The organism is Auritidibacter ignavus (assembly GCF_029853775.1).
GTDB classification, from domain to species: domain Bacteria; phylum Actinomycetota; class Actinomycetes; order Actinomycetales; family Micrococcaceae; genus Auritidibacter; species Auritidibacter ignavus.
On record NZ_CP122564.1, the window covers coordinates 331,730 to 348,222 of the forward strand.

14 protein-coding genes, 1 tRNA gene and 1 other RNA gene are annotated in these 16,493 nt (G+C 60.1%); 6 read left to right on the forward strand and 10 right to left on the reverse strand.

Annotation, left to right across the window (positions count from 1 at the left end; genetic code table 11):
• Positions 1-9: 9 nt before the first annotated feature.
• A complete protein-coding gene (locus QDX22_RS01435) occupies positions 10-804 on the reverse strand; it encodes a YaaA family protein (protein ID WP_110100368.1) in 795 nt (264 codons plus the stop codon).
• A gap of 121 nt (positions 805-925) precedes the next feature.
• Here QDX22_RS01435 and rnpB point away from each other — a divergent pair.
• The 3 genes from rnpB to QDX22_RS01450 all read left to right on the forward strand — a co-directional run bounded on the left by rnpB (position 926) and on the right by QDX22_RS01450 (position 3,787).
• An RNA gene (gene rnpB / locus QDX22_RS01440) (RNase P RNA component class A) lies at positions 926-1,293 on the forward strand.
• Positions 1,294-1,368: 75 nt separating this feature from the next.
• Entirely contained in the window at positions 1,369-2,187 is an 819-nt protein-coding gene (locus QDX22_RS01445; protein WP_244924634.1) for an HNH endonuclease family protein, read from the forward strand.
• A 214-nt stretch (positions 2,188-2,401) separates the two neighbouring features.
• Positions 2,402-3,787 (forward strand): glyceraldehyde-3-phosphate dehydrogenase, encoded by a 1,386-nt coding sequence (locus QDX22_RS01450; protein ID WP_425248478.1) that lies wholly within the window; start codon positions 2,402-2,404, stop codon positions 3,785-3,787.
• 91 nt (positions 3,788-3,878) lie between these two features.
• Here QDX22_RS01450 and def read toward each other — a convergent pair whose 3' ends face one another.
• The 5 genes from def to orn all read right to left on the reverse strand — a co-directional run bounded on the left by def (position 3,879) and on the right by orn (position 6,354).
• Positions 3,879-4,520 carry a peptide deformylase gene (def, locus tag QDX22_RS01455; protein WP_110099508.1) on the reverse strand — a complete coding sequence of 214 codons (642 nt, stop codon included), beginning with the start codon at positions 4,518-4,520 and terminating at the stop codon, positions 3,879-3,881.
• Positions 4,521-4,551: 31 nt separating this feature from the next.
• Complete coding sequence (locus QDX22_RS01460) at positions 4,552-4,863, reverse strand: antibiotic biosynthesis monooxygenase family protein (RefSeq protein WP_279674982.1); 312 nt, start codon at positions 4,861-4,863, stop codon at positions 4,552-4,554.
• A gap of 27 nt (positions 4,864-4,890) precedes the next feature.
• On the reverse strand, positions 4,891-5,328 hold the full coding sequence (locus QDX22_RS01465; RefSeq protein ID WP_110099510.1) for a hypothetical protein: 438 nt from the start codon (positions 5,326-5,328) through the stop codon (positions 4,891-4,893).
• A gap of 192 nt (positions 5,329-5,520) precedes the next feature.
• Positions 5,521-5,593, reverse strand: a tRNA-His gene (locus QDX22_RS01470).
• A 116-nt stretch (positions 5,594-5,709) separates the two neighbouring features.
• Entirely contained in the window at positions 5,710-6,354 is a 645-nt protein-coding gene (gene orn, locus QDX22_RS01475) for an oligoribonuclease (RefSeq protein WP_279673778.1), read from the reverse strand.
• Positions 6,355-6,558: 204 nt separating this feature from the next.
• Here orn and mptB (QDX22_RS01480) point away from each other — a divergent pair, with 204 nt between their 5' ends.
• Genes mptB (QDX22_RS01480) through QDX22_RS01490 form a run of 3 tightly spaced genes read left to right on the forward strand, consistent with a single transcriptional unit; the run spans position 6,559 to position 11,252 of the window.
• On the forward strand, positions 6,559-8,223 hold the full coding sequence (mptB, locus tag QDX22_RS01480; protein WP_110099512.1) for a polyprenol phosphomannose-dependent alpha 1,6 mannosyltransferase MptB: 1,665 nt from the start codon (positions 6,559-6,561) through the stop codon (positions 8,221-8,223).
• Positions 8,220-9,851, forward strand: a complete 1,632-nt coding sequence (gene mptB, locus QDX22_RS01485; protein WP_279717920.1) for a polyprenol phosphomannose-dependent alpha 1,6 mannosyltransferase MptB — start codon at positions 8,220-8,222, stop codon at positions 9,849-9,851. The genes mptB (QDX22_RS01480) and mptB (QDX22_RS01485) overlap by 4 nt, the downstream gene beginning before the upstream one ends.
• 6 nt (positions 9,852-9,857) lie before the next feature.
• Entirely contained in the window at positions 9,858-11,252 is a 1,395-nt protein-coding gene (locus tag QDX22_RS01490; protein ID WP_279717921.1) for a glycosyltransferase family 87 protein, read from the forward strand.
• On the opposite strand, the gene QDX22_RS01495 is transcribed toward QDX22_RS01490, so the two are convergent.
• The 4 genes from QDX22_RS01495 to QDX22_RS01510 form a co-directional block, all read right to left on the reverse strand.
• Positions 11,188-12,411 (reverse strand): hypothetical protein, encoded by a 1,224-nt coding sequence (locus QDX22_RS01495; RefSeq protein WP_279673782.1) that lies wholly within the window; start codon positions 12,409-12,411, stop codon positions 11,188-11,190. The genes QDX22_RS01490 and QDX22_RS01495 overlap by 65 nt on opposite strands.
• Positions 12,412-12,653: 242 nt before the next feature.
• Complete coding sequence (locus tag QDX22_RS01500) at positions 12,654-13,424, reverse strand: hypothetical protein (RefSeq protein WP_279717922.1); 771 nt, start codon at positions 13,422-13,424, stop codon at positions 12,654-12,656.
• 277 nt (positions 13,425-13,701) lie between these two features.
• Positions 13,702-14,814, reverse strand: a complete 1,113-nt coding sequence (locus QDX22_RS01505; protein WP_110110046.1) for a hypothetical protein — start codon at positions 14,812-14,814, stop codon at positions 13,702-13,704.
• Between the two features lie 28 nt (positions 14,815-14,842).
• A complete protein-coding gene (locus QDX22_RS01510; RefSeq protein ID WP_279723930.1) occupies positions 14,843-16,432 on the reverse strand; it encodes a DUF2079 domain-containing protein in 1,590 nt (529 codons plus the stop codon).
• Positions 16,433-16,493: the final 61 nt, after the last annotated feature.

Consider the following 16,493-nt stretch of genomic DNA (forward strand, 5'->3'; position numbering starts at 1 on the left):
TAGTCGGAGCTAGTCTTCAGGCAAAATGACCTGCAACGAGCCGCCCCGAGAGGCTTGGGGGCGCACCATTTCCACGTCCCAGCGGTCTTCACCACCGCTACGGCCGGCTTCTTTGACCACGTCGAGCACCTTGTCCAAGGAGCGCGTGGAGCGAGCATCGGCCTCGACTAAGGCTCGGGCAATCCGGCCACGGGTGTACTTTGCCGCGTGGGAGACAGTCTTCGGGGTGCCACCACGCATCTGGAAAACATTGACGGTCAATGTGATGGGGTGCGGGGCTTCCCACATTTTCTGATAACCACCGGATCGACAATCCACGATCGGGCCATCGTGGGTGGCGCGTTGGTCCAGCCACGGTGCCATTTTGGGGCGCCACCACTTAGCGGTCGTGCCCACGGTGTGCAGTTTGGCGGATACAGACATCCGGTAGGCCGGAATTCTATCGGCAATCCCGGTGACGCCGAACAGACCAGAGAAAACCAAAACTTTCTGCCGAGCGCGCCGTTTGGCCGCCGGCGTCAGGGAGGCATAATCGAATGCTTCATAGAGCACTCCGGTATAAATCTGGTGCGCTGGTGCGGCGGGTGCAATATTCAGGTGCTGGTTGGCGGCCACCTCATTGCTGAGTTTTCGGGACACCCCAAGCTCATCGTAGACCGTCGGCAACGAGGAGGCTGTCGCCAGATTTCCCATCATGGTGTGGCGCTCTCCGTTCAGTTGCGGGAACACCAAAGAATCCCAAGAGATCGGGCGACCTTTCTCTGGGTAATTCTTTCCTTCTGAAGGGGGCAAAAGCACTAGCATTAGTCCCACTCTAAACGGCAGAGACCAAACTCCCGGTGACCGACAAGTCGTGGCGATGTAAACAACAGTTGTTCTTATGGCCTGAGGGTGACCGCCGGGAACGCTAGACTAGCTGTCCGGGATGGTCCGGCAAACGGTCGCGGCTCAGCGACGTGAGTCGAGGAAAGTCCGGACACCGTAGGGCAGGATGGTGGGTAACGCCCACTCGGGGTAACCCGCAGGCTAGTGCAACAGAAAGTAAACCGCCCCTGTTGGGTAAGGGTGAAACGGTGGTGTAAGAGACCACCAGCGTTGCTGGTGACAGCAACGGCTTGGTAAACCCCATCCGGTGCAAAACCAAGTAGGGTGCCAACTTGTGGCCCGCGAGACGCACCCGGGTTGGTTGCTAGAGTCCTGCAGCAATGCAGTCTGACCTAGATGGATGACCGTTACCGTGGGCTTGGCAACGAGCCCACGGCACAGGATCCGGCTTATCGCCGGTCCATCCCACTGATCGTCAGCACCGGTGGCCACCTGCCGGTGAATATCTCCCACATCGTTAGGGTCTTAAAGGAGGACGCGGCTGTGCAGGCACCTTATCCTCGGCGTGGAAAGTCGCGGTCTCGCCTCGGCTCTCGGTCCCATCACCACAGAGGACATCGCAGGTCGCCAGGCATCGGGCGTAGCGCGAGCCGCCGGCGGAAGTCTTCCCGGCGCACGACCGGGACCGTCGTGGTGGCCGCCCTGGTGTTGATGGGGCTGCTCGTGGTCTTCGGGCTGTTTCCCGACCAGTCCACATTGACCGAGGTGGATGCCCAAGACCGCACTGCTGAAGAGCTCCTTGATCACCTGGAGACCGGGGACCGTGACTTCTCCGCTGAATATCAGCGCGAATACTTTGGTGATGGCTGGCTGGACCTCGACGGTGATGGGTGTAGTACCCGCAATGAAATTCTGGCCCGTGATCTCCAAAACGTCACCTACCGCAGTGGCACCGATGACTGCGTGGTAGACAGCGGGGTGCTTGAGGACCTGTACACCGGTCAAACCCTGACCTTCCAGCGTGGCGAGGACACCTCCTCGCAGGTACAAATTGATCACGTCGTTGCGCTATCAGACGCCTGGCAAAAAGGCGCCCAAGAACTGTCTGAAGACCAGCGCCACCGGTTTGCTAACGACCCGTTGAACCTTGAAGCCGTCTCCGGTCCGGTAAATACTGCCAAATCTAATAGCGACGCCTCTGAATGGTTGCCTCCGGATCCGGAAAGCCACTGCGAGTATGCCGGCCGACAGATCTCGGTCAAAGCCAAATATGAGCTGTGGGTCACCGCGGAAGAACGACAGGCATTGGAGAATATTCTGCAGACCTGTCCGGACCAGCCTGCCTACGAATCGGCGGTGTGAGCCATTGCTCCGCCGTGTGATGTCCCTGCCCACCGGCTAGTCGTGGTTAGAATGAAAGGACGTTTGGAGCCATCCGTAGCAGCCCGCCCTGCGACAAGGATGTCGTCGGGGCATTGCCTTCGCCAGAGAGGATGAACACCCAGTGGCAGATCACACCGCTGAGATTAAACAGGCCGAAGACAAGTGGGGACAGCGAGAAGAACTGGCAGAGCGGATGATCCCGCTGATCGGCCAGCTCTACCGCGACCACAATGTTGTCACCAACATTCATGGACGCACGCTGGTTCACAAGTCGGTCATCGACGTTATCCGTGCCCACCGTTTTGCCCGGCAGGTCGATGAAGCCGAACTTCCCATTGCTGAAACCTTCCCCCTGCTACAGGCAGCTACTCAGTTGAACCTGGGTGCGGCCAAGTTGGACCTCGCCCTGTTGGTACGTGACTGGCGGTCCTCGGGCGTGAACGACCCCGAAGAGTTCTTGCGCACCGCACTAGCTGACATTGTCGACGGCAACGGTGCCGGGGTGGGGGAAGAAACCGATGTGGTGCTCTACGGTTTCGGCCGGATCGGTCGCCTGCTGGCCCGGATTCTACTCTCCCACGCCGGTGGCGGAACCGGTTTGCGGCTGCGCGCCATTGTGGTGCGTCGCAACACCGATGACGACTTGATCAAACGCGCTTCCCTGTTGCGCCGCGACTCCATTCACGGACCGTTCAACGGTTCGGTCGTGGTGGATGAGGACTCCAACACCATCACCGCCAATGGCACGCGCATCCAGGTCATCTACGCCTCCGATCCGGCCGAGGTGGACTACACCGCCTACGGCATCTCCGAGGCCATCGTGGTCGATAACACCGGGCGTTGGCGTGACGAAGAAGGCCTGAGCAAGCACTTGGCTGCTCGGGGGAGCGCCAAGGTGCTCCTGACTGCACCGGGTAAGGGCGATATTAAAAACATCGTCTACGGTGTGAACCACACTGATATTCGGCCCGACGACACGATCGTCTCCGCCGCATCTTGCACGACCAACGGCATCACTCCGGTGCTGAAGGTTATCCAGGACGAGTACGGCATTGACCACGGCCACGTCGAAACCGTGCACGCCTATACCAACGACCAGAACCTCACCGATAACTTCCACAAGGGCTCCCGTCGCGGTCGCTCGGCAGGCCTAAATATGGTGCTGACCGAAACCGGCGCGGCGAAAGCAGTGGCCAAGGCTCTGCCCGAGTTGAAGGGCAGATTATCGGGTAATGCCATCCGTGTTCCGGTCCCGGATGTCTCGATGGCTATTTTGAACCTGGAACTCAACAAGCCGACCTCGGTCGATGAGATCAACTCCCGCTTGCGCCAAGAGTCACTGACCGGTGCGATGCGTAGCCAGATTGACTACACCAACTCTCCAGAGGTCGTCTCCACCGACTTTGTGGGGTCCGAGCGTGCCGGCGTAGTTGATGGTCTGTCCACCATCGTCAATAACGGCACCCACTTGGTGCTCTACGTCTGGTACGACAACGAGTTTGGATACTCTTCTCAGGTCATCCGCGTCATTGAGAAGATGGCCGGTGAATCCCTGCCAGTGCTTCCGGCTCGCGACTAGGACCGCCCAACCGAGGCATCAGGACAGCGAACACCACAGCCCCCGAACCCGTCCCAACAGAAGGACGTGGCCGGGGGCTGTGCGTTGGTGGCTAGGAATCTTGCCGACTGTTTGGTGTATCCTCCGCTTCGGCCAGGGCCTCGGCGTCTACCTCGTGGCCGAAAGGATCCTGATCGTTTCCTGGCAACCAGGTGCGACCTTCGGTAGTCCAGCCGTGTTTTTTCAGCTCTTTCTTCCACCTTTTCGACCAGCGCTTATTCAACCGGTTGACATACAGCGTGCCGTTGAGGTGGTCGAATTCATGCTGCATAATGCGGGCAAACCAACCGGTGGCCTCGAAATCGAGCGCATCACCGTTGACGGTAAAACCTTGCAGGCGGACATGATCTGAACGCTGCAAGGGGAATCCCAGCCCGGGGACCGACAGGCAACCCTCGGTATCCTCGGTGCGGTCGGGTTCTTCCTCCGAAATTTTGCCCAGCACAGTCAGCACAGGGTTGATCACTTCGCCGTGGGTGGGTGCTACCCCTGCGGTGTCCTCGTAGCCCCAGGTAAAGATTCGTAGCCCGACCCCAACTTGCGGTGCGGCTAAGCCAACGCCATTGGCAACCCGCTGGGTGAGGTGCATGTCCTGAACGAGCGTGACGATCTCCGGGGTGATCTCGGTGACCTCAGTGGCACGACGGTGGAGGACAGGATCACCGTGAATGGTGATAGGACGGATAGTGGCCACGAAAAATTACTCCTTAGCTCTAGAGTGATCTCTAGAGGTCGACGATCTCAAACTCGAGAAGCTCAGCACTTTGGGCGGCCGGTTTGGCACGCTCGCCCTGTTCGGAATCGTCATGGGCATGTGCGGCAGCTGCACCGTGGTCGCGCCAGTGTTCAAAGTCCTGACGGGAAGCCCATTGGGTGAAGACAAAATAACGGTCTTCGCCGGCAGTAGGGCGTAACAATTTGAAGCCTTCAAAACCGGGTGCTTGGTCGACAGCATGTTTGCGAGCAGCAAAACGCTGTTCGAGAGTTGCGCGAGCTTCGTCAGGTACGGTCAGCGCATTGATGACAACAATAGACATCGGGTAGTCAGCCTTTCGTGATATTTCCTACGGGGAGGTTGATGACTCGTCAAGACTCCAGCTCGTACCGCAGATCTCGTCGAGGGTGGCCGCGGCCTGCTGAATATCTGGGTTCGATAAATCGACATCCGGGACGGCATCGGGTGATTCACCGGCCATGGTCGAGACCTGTTGGGTAAATGCTGGCGCATACACGCGCATCGCCTCAGCGAGTCGATCATCGCTGGTCTTATCGGTGGCTTGGTTCCATTCCTCGGTCATCTGGTCACTGACGGTGGTGTTATCGGAGATGGCATCACCGTGGGTCTGGGACTGGACAGACTGAAACTCCAGCACCTTAGAACAGGTCTCATCGGTGGAGTCAGACCAACAACTACTCAAGGTGAGCCCAGCGATCACCGCGAGCACGCAACCGATCACACGGTGGGATACCAACGAGGCGACACGTTGAGTGCTCGATGCCATGACTGCTCCTGAGGTCACGAAAACAGCGCCACTGATCAGGGCTGTGCTGAGATTCGAGTCTAGTCTACTCCTGACCCAGACCGGTCTAATGGTGGGGTTTGGCGCCCCGATGACTCGGCAAGACCGGGTAGCCGGGGATGAAAAAAGTCCCGTGAACTTTCGAACGGAAGAGTTCACGGGACGATATTTCCGGGTGAGTAACGGGGCTCGAACCCGCGACCTTCTGGACCACAACCAGACGCTCTACCAGCTGAGCTATACCCACCATAAGGCCCTGCCCACCAGCGCATGATGTGTCATAGTCTGCTGGGCAACGCCTAGTAACTATACCCTGCTTTCTCGTTGACACCCAATCGGGAACAACATGCGGTAAAGAGGGCGTTAACGGGCGTAGTCAGCGGTCTGATAGAGCTCCAACTCACCGGCAATTTTTTGGGCTTGCGCTGCGGTGGGGCCGGGGGAGGGGACCATGATCGTATCTCGGTAATAGCGCAACTCATTAATGGAGTCGACGATATCTCCCAGGGCACGGTGGTTGCCCGATTTTTCCGGGGCATTCTCATAGGCATCAACAAACCAGCGTTTGGCCAGTTCTTTGATCGAGGAGACATCGACGATCCGGTAATGCAGGTGGTCGGTGACCGCAGGCATTTCTTTGGTCAAAAACAATTTGTCCTGGCCCACGGTATTGCCGGCCAGTAGCGCGGTGCGCGGGGTGGGGCAGTGGGTGGTGATGTAGTCCATGACCACAGCGGAGGCGTCCTGCAGGTTCATGCCCTGTTCCCACTCGTTGATCAAACCGGTGGAGGTGTGCATCTGGGTAACAAAATCATTCATCTGAGTCACCGCTGCCTCTGAGGGCTTAATCACGACATCGACCCCGTCGCCCAGAATATTCAGTTCCGAGTCCGTGACTAGTACCGCAACTTCCACCAGTGTGTCCACATCCGGGTCTAACCCGGTCATTTCACAATCGATCCACACCAGATTGCGGTTGGCATTCTCCACGGGGGTCTTCTCGGACATTCGTGTCTCCCTGACAGATTGATTTCACATGCTTCCACCGCCAGGAACAACAGTCCGGCAGTGTTGGTGTCTTCCACCGTACTCTCCGCTAACGATGATAGATTATGCACCGAATTAGCACGATGACACCCGATGAACAGCTGTGGGTGCGGCCGTTGCCCACTCCACCGGCCGGGTACCCCGGTTGCCATCAAAAGGACGAACATGACCACCACTGAGGTATCCACCGCCTCGGAGCAACCCCGCCGGGCGCTCTCACCCTCGCTGGTGATCGCGGCAGTGGTTGGTGTCGTGGGCTCCGCGATGGTGATGCTCGGGTCCTATGCAGTCGGCTGGCTGGCAGCGGCCTCACCGTTAAATCAGTGGCAGGTGCTCACCCCGTTGCGCGCGACCAATCACGGCGTGGCGATCGGAACGTTGCTCCTTACGCTGGGATGTTGGGTGATGTTCTGGGCCTGGTTGCGACTAGGGATTGTGCTGCGTCGGCGCGTCTCGTCTCAGCAAGGGTTCTACCGGTTTCCCGCCGGCTCCCTGGCCCCGGTGACCATCATTACCACCCTGTGGATCCTGCCACAGCTACTCTGTCTGCCCATCTTCTCCCGCGATATCTTCGCGTATGTAAATCAAGGACGGCTGGTGCTCTCCGGGGGAGACCCCTATGAAGAGGGCATTTCCAACCTGTCGAACTGGTTCCAACTGGGCACCGACACCACCTGGGCTGAAGACGCCACACCCTATGGTCCCATCTTCTTATGGATTGCCGCCGGCATCATGGCCCTCAGCGGTGTGGACAGCCCCGATCTGGCAATCCTGCTCTTCCGCGTGGTTGCTGTCGCCGGCGTGGCCTTGATCATGTACTACGTGCCCACATTGGCAGCCCACTATGGTGTGGACCCGGCTCGGGCCCAGTGGATCTCAGCAGCCAATCCGCTCTTTATTATTTCTTTCGTCTCCTCGGCTCATAATGACGCGTTGATGGTGGGCTTCGCGGTCGCTGGGATCTACTACGCGGTGCGCGGGCGCGGACTGATCGCGGTGCTGCTGGTGGTCGCCTCGATCGGCATTAAGCCCATCACGGTGGTGTTGCTACCCTTTATTGGCCTGTGGTGGGCCGGACGCAATCCGGGGTGGGTGCGCAAATTCGGCTACTGGGCCCTGACCTTGGCGATCGCTCTCGCCGTGCTGGTGGCTGTTGGACTCATCAACGGCTACGGTTTCGGCTGGGTATCGGTGATGGCCGAGACCGGCACGGGCTCGGTCCCGTGGTCGCCGATTGGTTTCACCTACGATATGATCCGCACTCCCCTCAACGCCCTGGGTATCCCCAGCGACTGGGTGCTGGACGTGCTGAAACTCATCGGTCGCATTGCCTCGGTCATCATCGTGCTGATTCTGATGTTCACCGGCCGACAATCCCAGCTGTTGCAACGGACCACCTGGGCGTTTGCCACTATCGTGTTGCTTTCACCGATCGTCCAGCCCTGGTACGTGTTGTGGTTGTTGCCCCTGTTCGTGGTGGTGGGCATCAAAGGCAACTGGCAACTGAAGCTGGTCATCGTGATCGTCGCCTTCTTCCTTGCCTTCGGTGCCGCTGACCAGCTGTTCATTTGGCAATTCCTCACCGTCGGGGAATTCATGCCCCACCTATCTACCGCGGTGTCCTGGATCTGCATCATCTGGATTCTGCTACTGGACCCGCTGACCTCCCGCATGATGAAAGAAGACTGGCACGTGCGTGACGGGTTGAAAAACACCTGGCGTCGCCTGCGGACCCTACGCGCCAGCGACCTGGCGTTCTGGCGGATCACCCGCACCCCGGACAGGCCACCGATTTCGCGCGAACCTGATCGGAGTGGTGCTGATCAATGACTCTGGGCATCTGGTTCCACCGTCGGTTGTTGCGTTTGGCCCATCCTGAACCACGCCGTCACCTGCTGACCGGGCTGATCGCTTCCCTGGCCATCATGGTCTCCTCCTGGGGCGTGGGGTGGCTCCCCAGCTCCCAATTCTCCTGGTTCGCCCACTCCACGGTGCTCAACCCCCTGCGTGTGGAAACCGCCGGGGTGCTCACCTGCGCCATCGTGCTGGTCACCGCCTCACTGTTACTGGTTCGCTGTTGGTTATGCCTTGGGCAAGATTTGCGATTGCCGCACACCCGCTACCGCGGGATAAACCCCGAGCCTGAACCTGGGGCGCCCGCCCGACTGGAACACGCCCGCTATCGGGTGCTGACCCGAGCCATGGTGCTCTGGACGCTTCCGCTGATCTTCACCTTCCCGATCTTCTCCCGTGACGTTTACTCCTATATTGCCCAAGGGCAGGTGTTGCACTCCGGGTGGAGCCCCTATGAGACCGGGGTATCCACGCTACCCGGGTGGTTTAGTCAAGGCGCCGACTCCATTTGGGCCGAATCCCCCTCACCGTATGGGCCCCTGTTTCTGCTACTGGCACAAGGCATCACCTTTGTCTCCGGCCAGGTCCCGGAAATCGCGGTCCTGCTGTTCCGCGTGGTCTCGATCGCCGGGCTGTTTCTGTGCTGGTACACCGTGATTGAGCTGTCTCGCCGATTCGGCGCCCGCCCCGACTGGGCGTTGTGGGTCAGCGTACTCAACCCACTGGTCAGTCTCTACTTGGTGGCTGGAGTCCACAACGACTCGTTGATGCTGGGGCTGCTGTTGGCCGGGTTCCTGCTGTTAGGCAGTTACCGGCCCACGACCGGCTGGTGGCTGCGCACCGTGGTGGGGCTGGTACTGATCGCCTGTTCGATTGGCATCAAACCTCTGACAATTCTGGCCCTGCCCTTCGCCGGGATGATGCTCTGTCGACCCGACCCACATGACCAGCGCGAGGTCAGCTATCGGCAACGGATACTCGCCTGGGGACTCTGCGCGGTCGTGGTCGGTGCGGTGATGACCGTCTTCGGCTGGATCTCCGGGCTGTGGTTTGGCTGGATCCCGGCCATGACCACCGCTGGTGACGCTGCCTTCCCCTATGCGCCCTTCGGGTTGCTCGGCCTGGGTATCGGCTGGATCACCGACGCGCTGGCCCAGACCGGTATCCGCCCGGTCGCCGACGTGGTCTACACGCTGGGTACCGTGATCTCTGCTGTGGTGGTGGCCTACCTGGCGCTGAAGCGCTCGGTGACCCACCCGGTGATTTCCACCGGTATCGCGCTGATCGTCTCCATTCTGCTGGCACCGATCATCCAGCCCTGGTACCTGCTGTGGGTGCTGCCGCTATTCGCCGTGGTCCGGCTGTGGCATCCGCGCTGGTCCTGGATGCTGTACCTACTCATCATGGTGCTGGTGGTCATCGGCGTGGTCGATCAGGTGTCGGTGGCCGAATGGATTCCCATCCTGCTGGTGCGGGTGATCACCGGCGTCATCGGTGTCATCGGGATGGCGGGGTTGCTATTCTGGGATCCGGCCACCTCACAAGCCTTCCCGCCGCAACGCGACCGAGATGCCACCACGCTACGACACCTCGAGAAAGACTAACCCCTTATGCCTGCACCCACTGACTCCACCACACGCACCCCGGAACGCCGCCCGGTGCCCCGGTCGGCAGTCACCCCCCGACTGCTCGTGGTGCTGGTGCTGGTCACCCTGGTAGCGGCTGTGTTGGCGTTGCTGTCCAAACAATGGTGTCGTGTCAACGGCTGGGGGACCCCGGATGCGCACATCCACATGTGTTACTCGGACTTCGCGCAACTGTTTCCCACCCGCGGGCTGGCCGAAGCTTGGTTCCCGTTCTACACGCCACTACCCGAAGACCAGTGGCTGGAATACCCGGCCCTGCTGGCGGTCATCGCCGGTCTCACCGCCTGGATGGTGCCCGGTGAGGGCGCAACGCTGGAACGCACCGTGGCCTACTTCGACATCAACGCCGCCCTGATCACGGTGTGCTGGATCATCACCGTGATTGCCACCGCCTACACCGCCCGCAACCGTCCCAAAGACGCACTGTTGGTAGCTCTTGCTCCTGCGATGATCCTGACCGCGTTCATTAACTGGGATCTGTGGGCGGTGATGCTCGGCTCGCTGGCGCTGTGGGCCTTTGCCCGGAACCAGAACGTACTCGCCGGGGTGCTGATTGGGCTGGGTACGGCCATGAAGCTCTACCCGTTATTCTTCTTGGGCGCGATCCTGGTGCTGGCGATCCGTACCGGCAAACTCGGAGTGTTCGCCAAAGTCATCTTCCCGGCAGCGATCACCTGGCTGGCGGTCAACCTGCCATTTATGCTCACAGCCTTCGACCAATGGTCGCGGTTCTACACCTTCTCCTCCGATCGTGAAGTGTCCTTCTCCTCGATGTGGTTGGCCCTGGACTTCACGGGCTGGTCCGGTGAGACGTTCTCGCTGATCTCCAACGGCCTATTCGCCCTGTGTTGCGTGGGAATCCTAGTCTTGGGCTTGCGTGCCCCGGTCCGGCCCCGCATGGCTCAGTTGTGCCTGTTGATCGTGGCTGCCTTTATTCTGCTCGGAAAGGTCTACTCTCCGCAGTTCGTCACCTGGTTGATCCCTCTGGTGGTGCTGGCTCGGCCCAAACAGTCCCAGTTTTGGATCTGGCAGGCCGCGGAGGTATATCACTTCGGCGGAGTGTGGATGGAATCGGCCCGGATCACCTCCGGTGGCGACTTCGGCGACTGGTGGGTCACCGCCTGGTACGCCACCGGCATTATCGCCCACATGGTTGCCCTGATCTGGATCTGTTTGTCAGTCATCGGCAATATCCTGCGTCCGCAACGCGATGAACTGCGCGGTGACGGTAGCCAGAATTCACCGATTGATCCAGGTGGGGGAGACTTCAACGCTGCGGAAGATCGGTGGGTGCTCAGCCCCGCTCGTCGAAACGGGAGCGTCGATACGTCGCAGGCCACGTCACCCGCAACAAGGTGATCCGTCCATCAGATTCTCGTTGCACCCGGCCACTGAGCAGTGCATCGTCGAGACCTCGGCGGAGTCTGGCCTGTAGCCGCGGACTGTTGTCGGGGGCGGCATCGGGGCCACGCAGTCGGCGGAGGGTAGCCTCGATGAGCTGATCGACGGGCATCCCGCCAGCCTCGGTCTCTTCGGCCAGCATCGCCCAGTGGGCATTGGCAATTTCTCGGATCGGCGCCTGGACCAAGGGCAGATAATCGGGGTGGTGATCGTTGGGAAAAGTGCGGTGACAAATCCACTCGTCGGGATCCACCCAGGCCGGCCACAAGGCCCCATTGTGGTCCTCCACCAGGAGACCGGTGGCCAGCTGGGTGTCAAGAGCATCGTCGGTGTCCCTGGGAACATGGGGTCTGACGACTGCTGAGTCGGCGACGGCCATAATGTCGTGAACGCTCTCGCGCAACACGGGCCAGTGGCGTGTGATTGCCTCATGCACGAGTTTTCCATAACGAGTCACCGAGAACGGACCGGGAGGGTCGATCAGGGCCGGTTGATCCCACCGAGAATCCAGTACCCGTTGGGCCTCGGCCGTGTAGCGAGCCGCCGCGGCGAGGTCGGTGGAATCAGGCGCGGGACCACCCCAGCCGAACAACCGCACCCCTCGATCGGCATGATCGTAGGCCACTTCAAGATCAGTAACCATCTCATCGAGCTGAGTCAGTTGGTCCTCTCGAGGTGGATACATCGACGAATAGGGCTTGAGACGGCGAGAAAATTCGGTCCGGGCGCGATGATATTGACTCCGAAACGCCTGCACATGCGGGTTGGAATCCACTAGCCAGCCTGCGTTCTCCGGTTCGGTTGTCAAATGATGGATCTGGGAGGCTGATCGAGCTTCAAGGGCCGTGAAACGATCCGTGATCCTTTGCAACTTGTCGGCGCGCTCACGGCGTTCGGCCTCCTGCTGGTTCTGCTCTTTGCGTGCGGCGATGCGATCTTGCTTTTCCTGCAGTTGCCTTTGATCGCTTGCCGCTAGGGACGAGAACACGAAAAAGCCAACCACCAGCAACACAATAATGCCGACCACTATGTACCAGTATTCAATGGCCAGGCCCAGAACGACCAGCAGGAGAATCACTCCCAAACACCCCAGCCCGCCACCTTGTTGTTGGCTCACCGCAACTCGCTTTCACTCATGGAATAGCTGACGTCCAGCATCCCGCGCGACTTATCTGAAAGTAGCCTAAAAGGTTCCTAGGACAACGTGAGACGTGGGGGGACTTATTGAAGCTCATGTGGCTCGTCATCAGGCATCATCGGGTCGTGCCCGTGCCCGGAACGGACGTCGGTAGGTGACCGGCCAACACACACCCGACACGATGAACCTGCCGTGAGCGGTGCGTTGGACCCGGTCGTTTTCTATAGCGTTTTGAAGTCCTTGCTGGAGCCGGTCTTGCGCGTGGTGGTCTGGGCTGACGGTGATCGAGGAATTGATGACGGCGTCGGTGCCCACCAATCGATGCCACGTAGCCTCCAGCAACTGCTCAGCCGAGAGCCTCTGCGTTGCAGGGGCCTGGGCGAGGACGGCCCAGTGGGCGTTGCCGATTTCCCGGATGGGGATGCCTGGCACACGCACAGCTGTTCGGGGCGCTCGGTCCTGGAAAAGGTGCGGTGACAGATCCACGCTTGCCGATCCACCCAGCTTGGCCACAGAGCGCCATACTGGTCTTCCACCACGTGAACTGTGGTGCATTGCAGCGGCCATTGCGTGGTGACCAGCTCGAAGACCGAGGTGTTCACTCGTGTGGCAGACGCCGCTGGAGGAGCCTCGGCTCGGGCGGGTTGGCCCCAGCGCGGGTCGAGCGCTCGTTGTGCTGCGGAGATGTAGCGGGGGGTTCCGGCCCGGTCATGTGGTGCGGGCGGTGGCCCTGTCCATTCGAAGCCCTGGACACCTCGCTCAGCGTGGCGGGAGGCATCTTCGCTCTCCTGAACCAGTTCACCCAACGCGCGAGGATCGTCAGCGGAGGGAGGATACTGCGGTGACGAGGAGTCGGTGAGTTCACAGAACATCTCCTGGGCGTGAAGGTCGTGACGGTAGAACTCGGCGGCGTGAGGCCGCGTCTCCACGAACCATCCGGAATCGGGGTGCGGGTGCAACGCCTCAAAGCGTTCGGTGAGATCCTCAATCATCTCGTCTCGGGCGGCGCCCCCACCATCTGAGGCGCTTCACTCAAGTGGCCTCGGCGGTTTTCTTGTTGTTGGTCCATACCTTGCTGACCCCGGCTAGCCAGAACGATCAACACAATCAGCAGGATCAGTCCAAAACAGCCCCCGCACCCTTTGCGCACCACAGTCTCCCTCTGCCTCGATTGCCACCAGGCTCTCACGGTCTGCTCACCCGGCGAGACCATTCGTGGATTAGCTATTGGCGCGGTGTAGCACGGGATAAGGATCAGCAGGTTCAGTGTTAGGAACGTGAATGCCGGGGTGTGACCGGACGCCGGTAGAGCACCGGCCACTGGGTGCGTCCTCTCCTGATCTGGTTCGGACCGGCTGTCGCTAACCGGTCGGTGGCCAGTCCGGTCTCGAGGGCATCCCACACCCGTTGTTCGGCTTGGGGAGATGCGTGCAGGTCCTCGGCGGTTAGTCCGAGCTGTTCGGCGGTAGCGACGACCAGGTGGTTGGTGGTGGCGCGCTGGTCCTCGCAGGTGCCGAGTCCAGCCCAGGCGGCATTGGCGAGCTCAATCAACGGTACAGCGTCAGGATCGGCCAGCTGCTCAATGCTGAGCTGGCGGAATACGCCCCAGTCGGGTTGATGGGTGGAAGCCGGCCAGATGAACCCGTCATGATCACGGGCCAAAAGCTGGTGGGTCACCAGCCTGTTGAGTAAGGAATCCAGGGTTTTCTGTTCGGCCTGGCCGAGGCCAGCGGCGGTGAAGTCATCACGGATGATTCGTTGATGCACCGGCCAGTTTCTGGCCACATATACCATCAGGTTTTCTGCTAAACGCTCTGGCTGGTTGTCCGCCACAGTATCCCGGCGCAGTGGGGCACCCCAACGCCGGTCCAGGATGAATTGGGTGTTGTTGGAATCGCTAACCGTATCGCTGAGTTTGATGGCTCGATCAATTTCGAGGAAGTTTTCGGTCAGTTCGCCCAGCACCGAGACGAGGGCGTCCAGTTGCTGTGAGGACACCTGCAGGCTACCGGGTTCTGGAGCGAGCTCGGTGAAGCGTTGATAGCACGCTGACTGGCTGGCTCGGAAAGCGCGGACGAACCGACTGGACTCATCGGCCCAGCCCGGGGTGTCGAAAACCACCTCGGTGCTCGAACCAGGGTGTCGGGGGTCAGGTCCCTCGGGCAAGGCCAGCAAGGCAAAGAGCTCCTGTTGCAATTCCGCCAGACGCCGTTGCGCATCTAAACCGGCGTGGTTTCCTTCCGTAGCTGTCAGCTCGTGGTCTTCACTGCGACCTCCCAACAGCCGGGAGGCCATCATGTTCCAGCCGAACACCAACAGAGCGATACCACCCACCACCGCTACGGCCACTAGTAAGGTGCGGAAGAGCTCAAAACCATCCATGGATCCTCCTTGTCAACCGGTCGTGGAATTAGCGGTGCAGATACTGCGAGCAGGCAGGGTCAACCGGCTGATCGCGGTGAAGGACCCAGACACCTTGATCCTCCCAAACTACCTCAAAGCCGAGCCGTTCAGCCCGGTCGAATGCTTGCGATGGGGTCAGCGGGTGGTTGCCACCCAGCTCCTCGACCTCGTCATCAATAATCATCCAGGTCGACCGGTCGTCGTTCAACGTCCCGTGGAGACCCACCGCGGTGCGAGTGCTCAGATGCGGGGCGGCATGGTCGGCCGCTTCGACACAGACGTCGTCGGGGACCATTGATACGGCGCGGTCAAAGGCTTGTGCTTTCTCGCTGGGTATCCAGTACGTAGCAGTGAGTAGCTGGTGGAACGGGAAGACAGCCGGGAAGGTCACGGTGCCGACCAAGCTCACGCCAAGCACCACCGTACCGACCACGGAAGCCGGTCGTGGTCGGGGCTGACCGGTAGTCGCCTCCGTGGCGTCCTTCGGGAGGTGGTTGGTGCCAGGTGTCTGGGAGCTGTCTGGCCAGGTCCGGACCCATCGAGTAAGTCGATAAGCCCCATCGACGGCAGCCAGCATCAAAATCACCGAGGGCATGGCGTCGTACTGGTACACCGGCGCCCAGACGTTTAACCGGTCATTGAACAACCGGGAAAGTAACAGCGGAGCTGCTGCCAGGGTAATGGGCGATAACAACGGCAAGAGCAACAGGGGCACGAAGTGAAGGAGCCACAGCCCGATCTTTAGCGGATGATCAAACAGGATGCCGATTGTTTCCAAGGGGTTGGTGAGCATAAAGGTCAAGGAGGAACCCAGATCCTCACCCAGGGCGGTATATTCCCAATACGAGAATTCTCCCGAGGGGGAGAAATAAGGGATCACGACCTGTAAAACCACGACGAAACCGATCATGCCACTCACCGCGGTGACCAGAGCCTGCCACCAGGCCCGATAAAACAACATGACCACGGCGATGGCGACCAGCGTGATCCCCATGTCTTCCCGAACAGTGAGCAGGATCAGGCTCAGCCCGCACGCCAGCCAGAAACGGCGCGCATCCAGCGCCCACATCACCCACGCAATGACCGGCACCCCGAGCGTGACTTCGTGAAAGTCCCAGTTGACCATGGCCTGGAAAGGCCAGAACGCTAGCAATGCGGTGCTGACCACTAAGGCACAGACGTGGTGGTGGCTGCGGCGCCGGGTGAAGAAATAGACCGGAATCGCCGTTGAGGCCAGTGCCAGGGCCATGATGATCCCCAACATGCGCGGGTCGTCCCAGATCCAGTAGAAGGGAGATAGTAGCGCCAGGATCGGGTGGAAGTGGTCCCCGAGCAGGTGGAAACCATCGCCTTTAATCGGCACGATTGGAGGCTTAAACAACGAGTATTGGCGTACTGCCTGGTCGAAAATTCCCAGGTCGAACCCTTTGGCGTGGTAGCCGTTAAACCGCAGGATCGAATGGGTGATATACACCGCGATCGCCACGGCCATTAGGATGCCGAGATGACACCACACTTTGGCACGAGACGGGATCGCCGGTCCGGTCTCGGCCTCAGCTTGAGTCTGCTGGGTGTTCTGCTGCATAGCATGTGACACCTTATTGGGTCTCCTCACGGTCCGGTCTCGCCATATATCATGCCCCGCGGGGTCAGGGGCA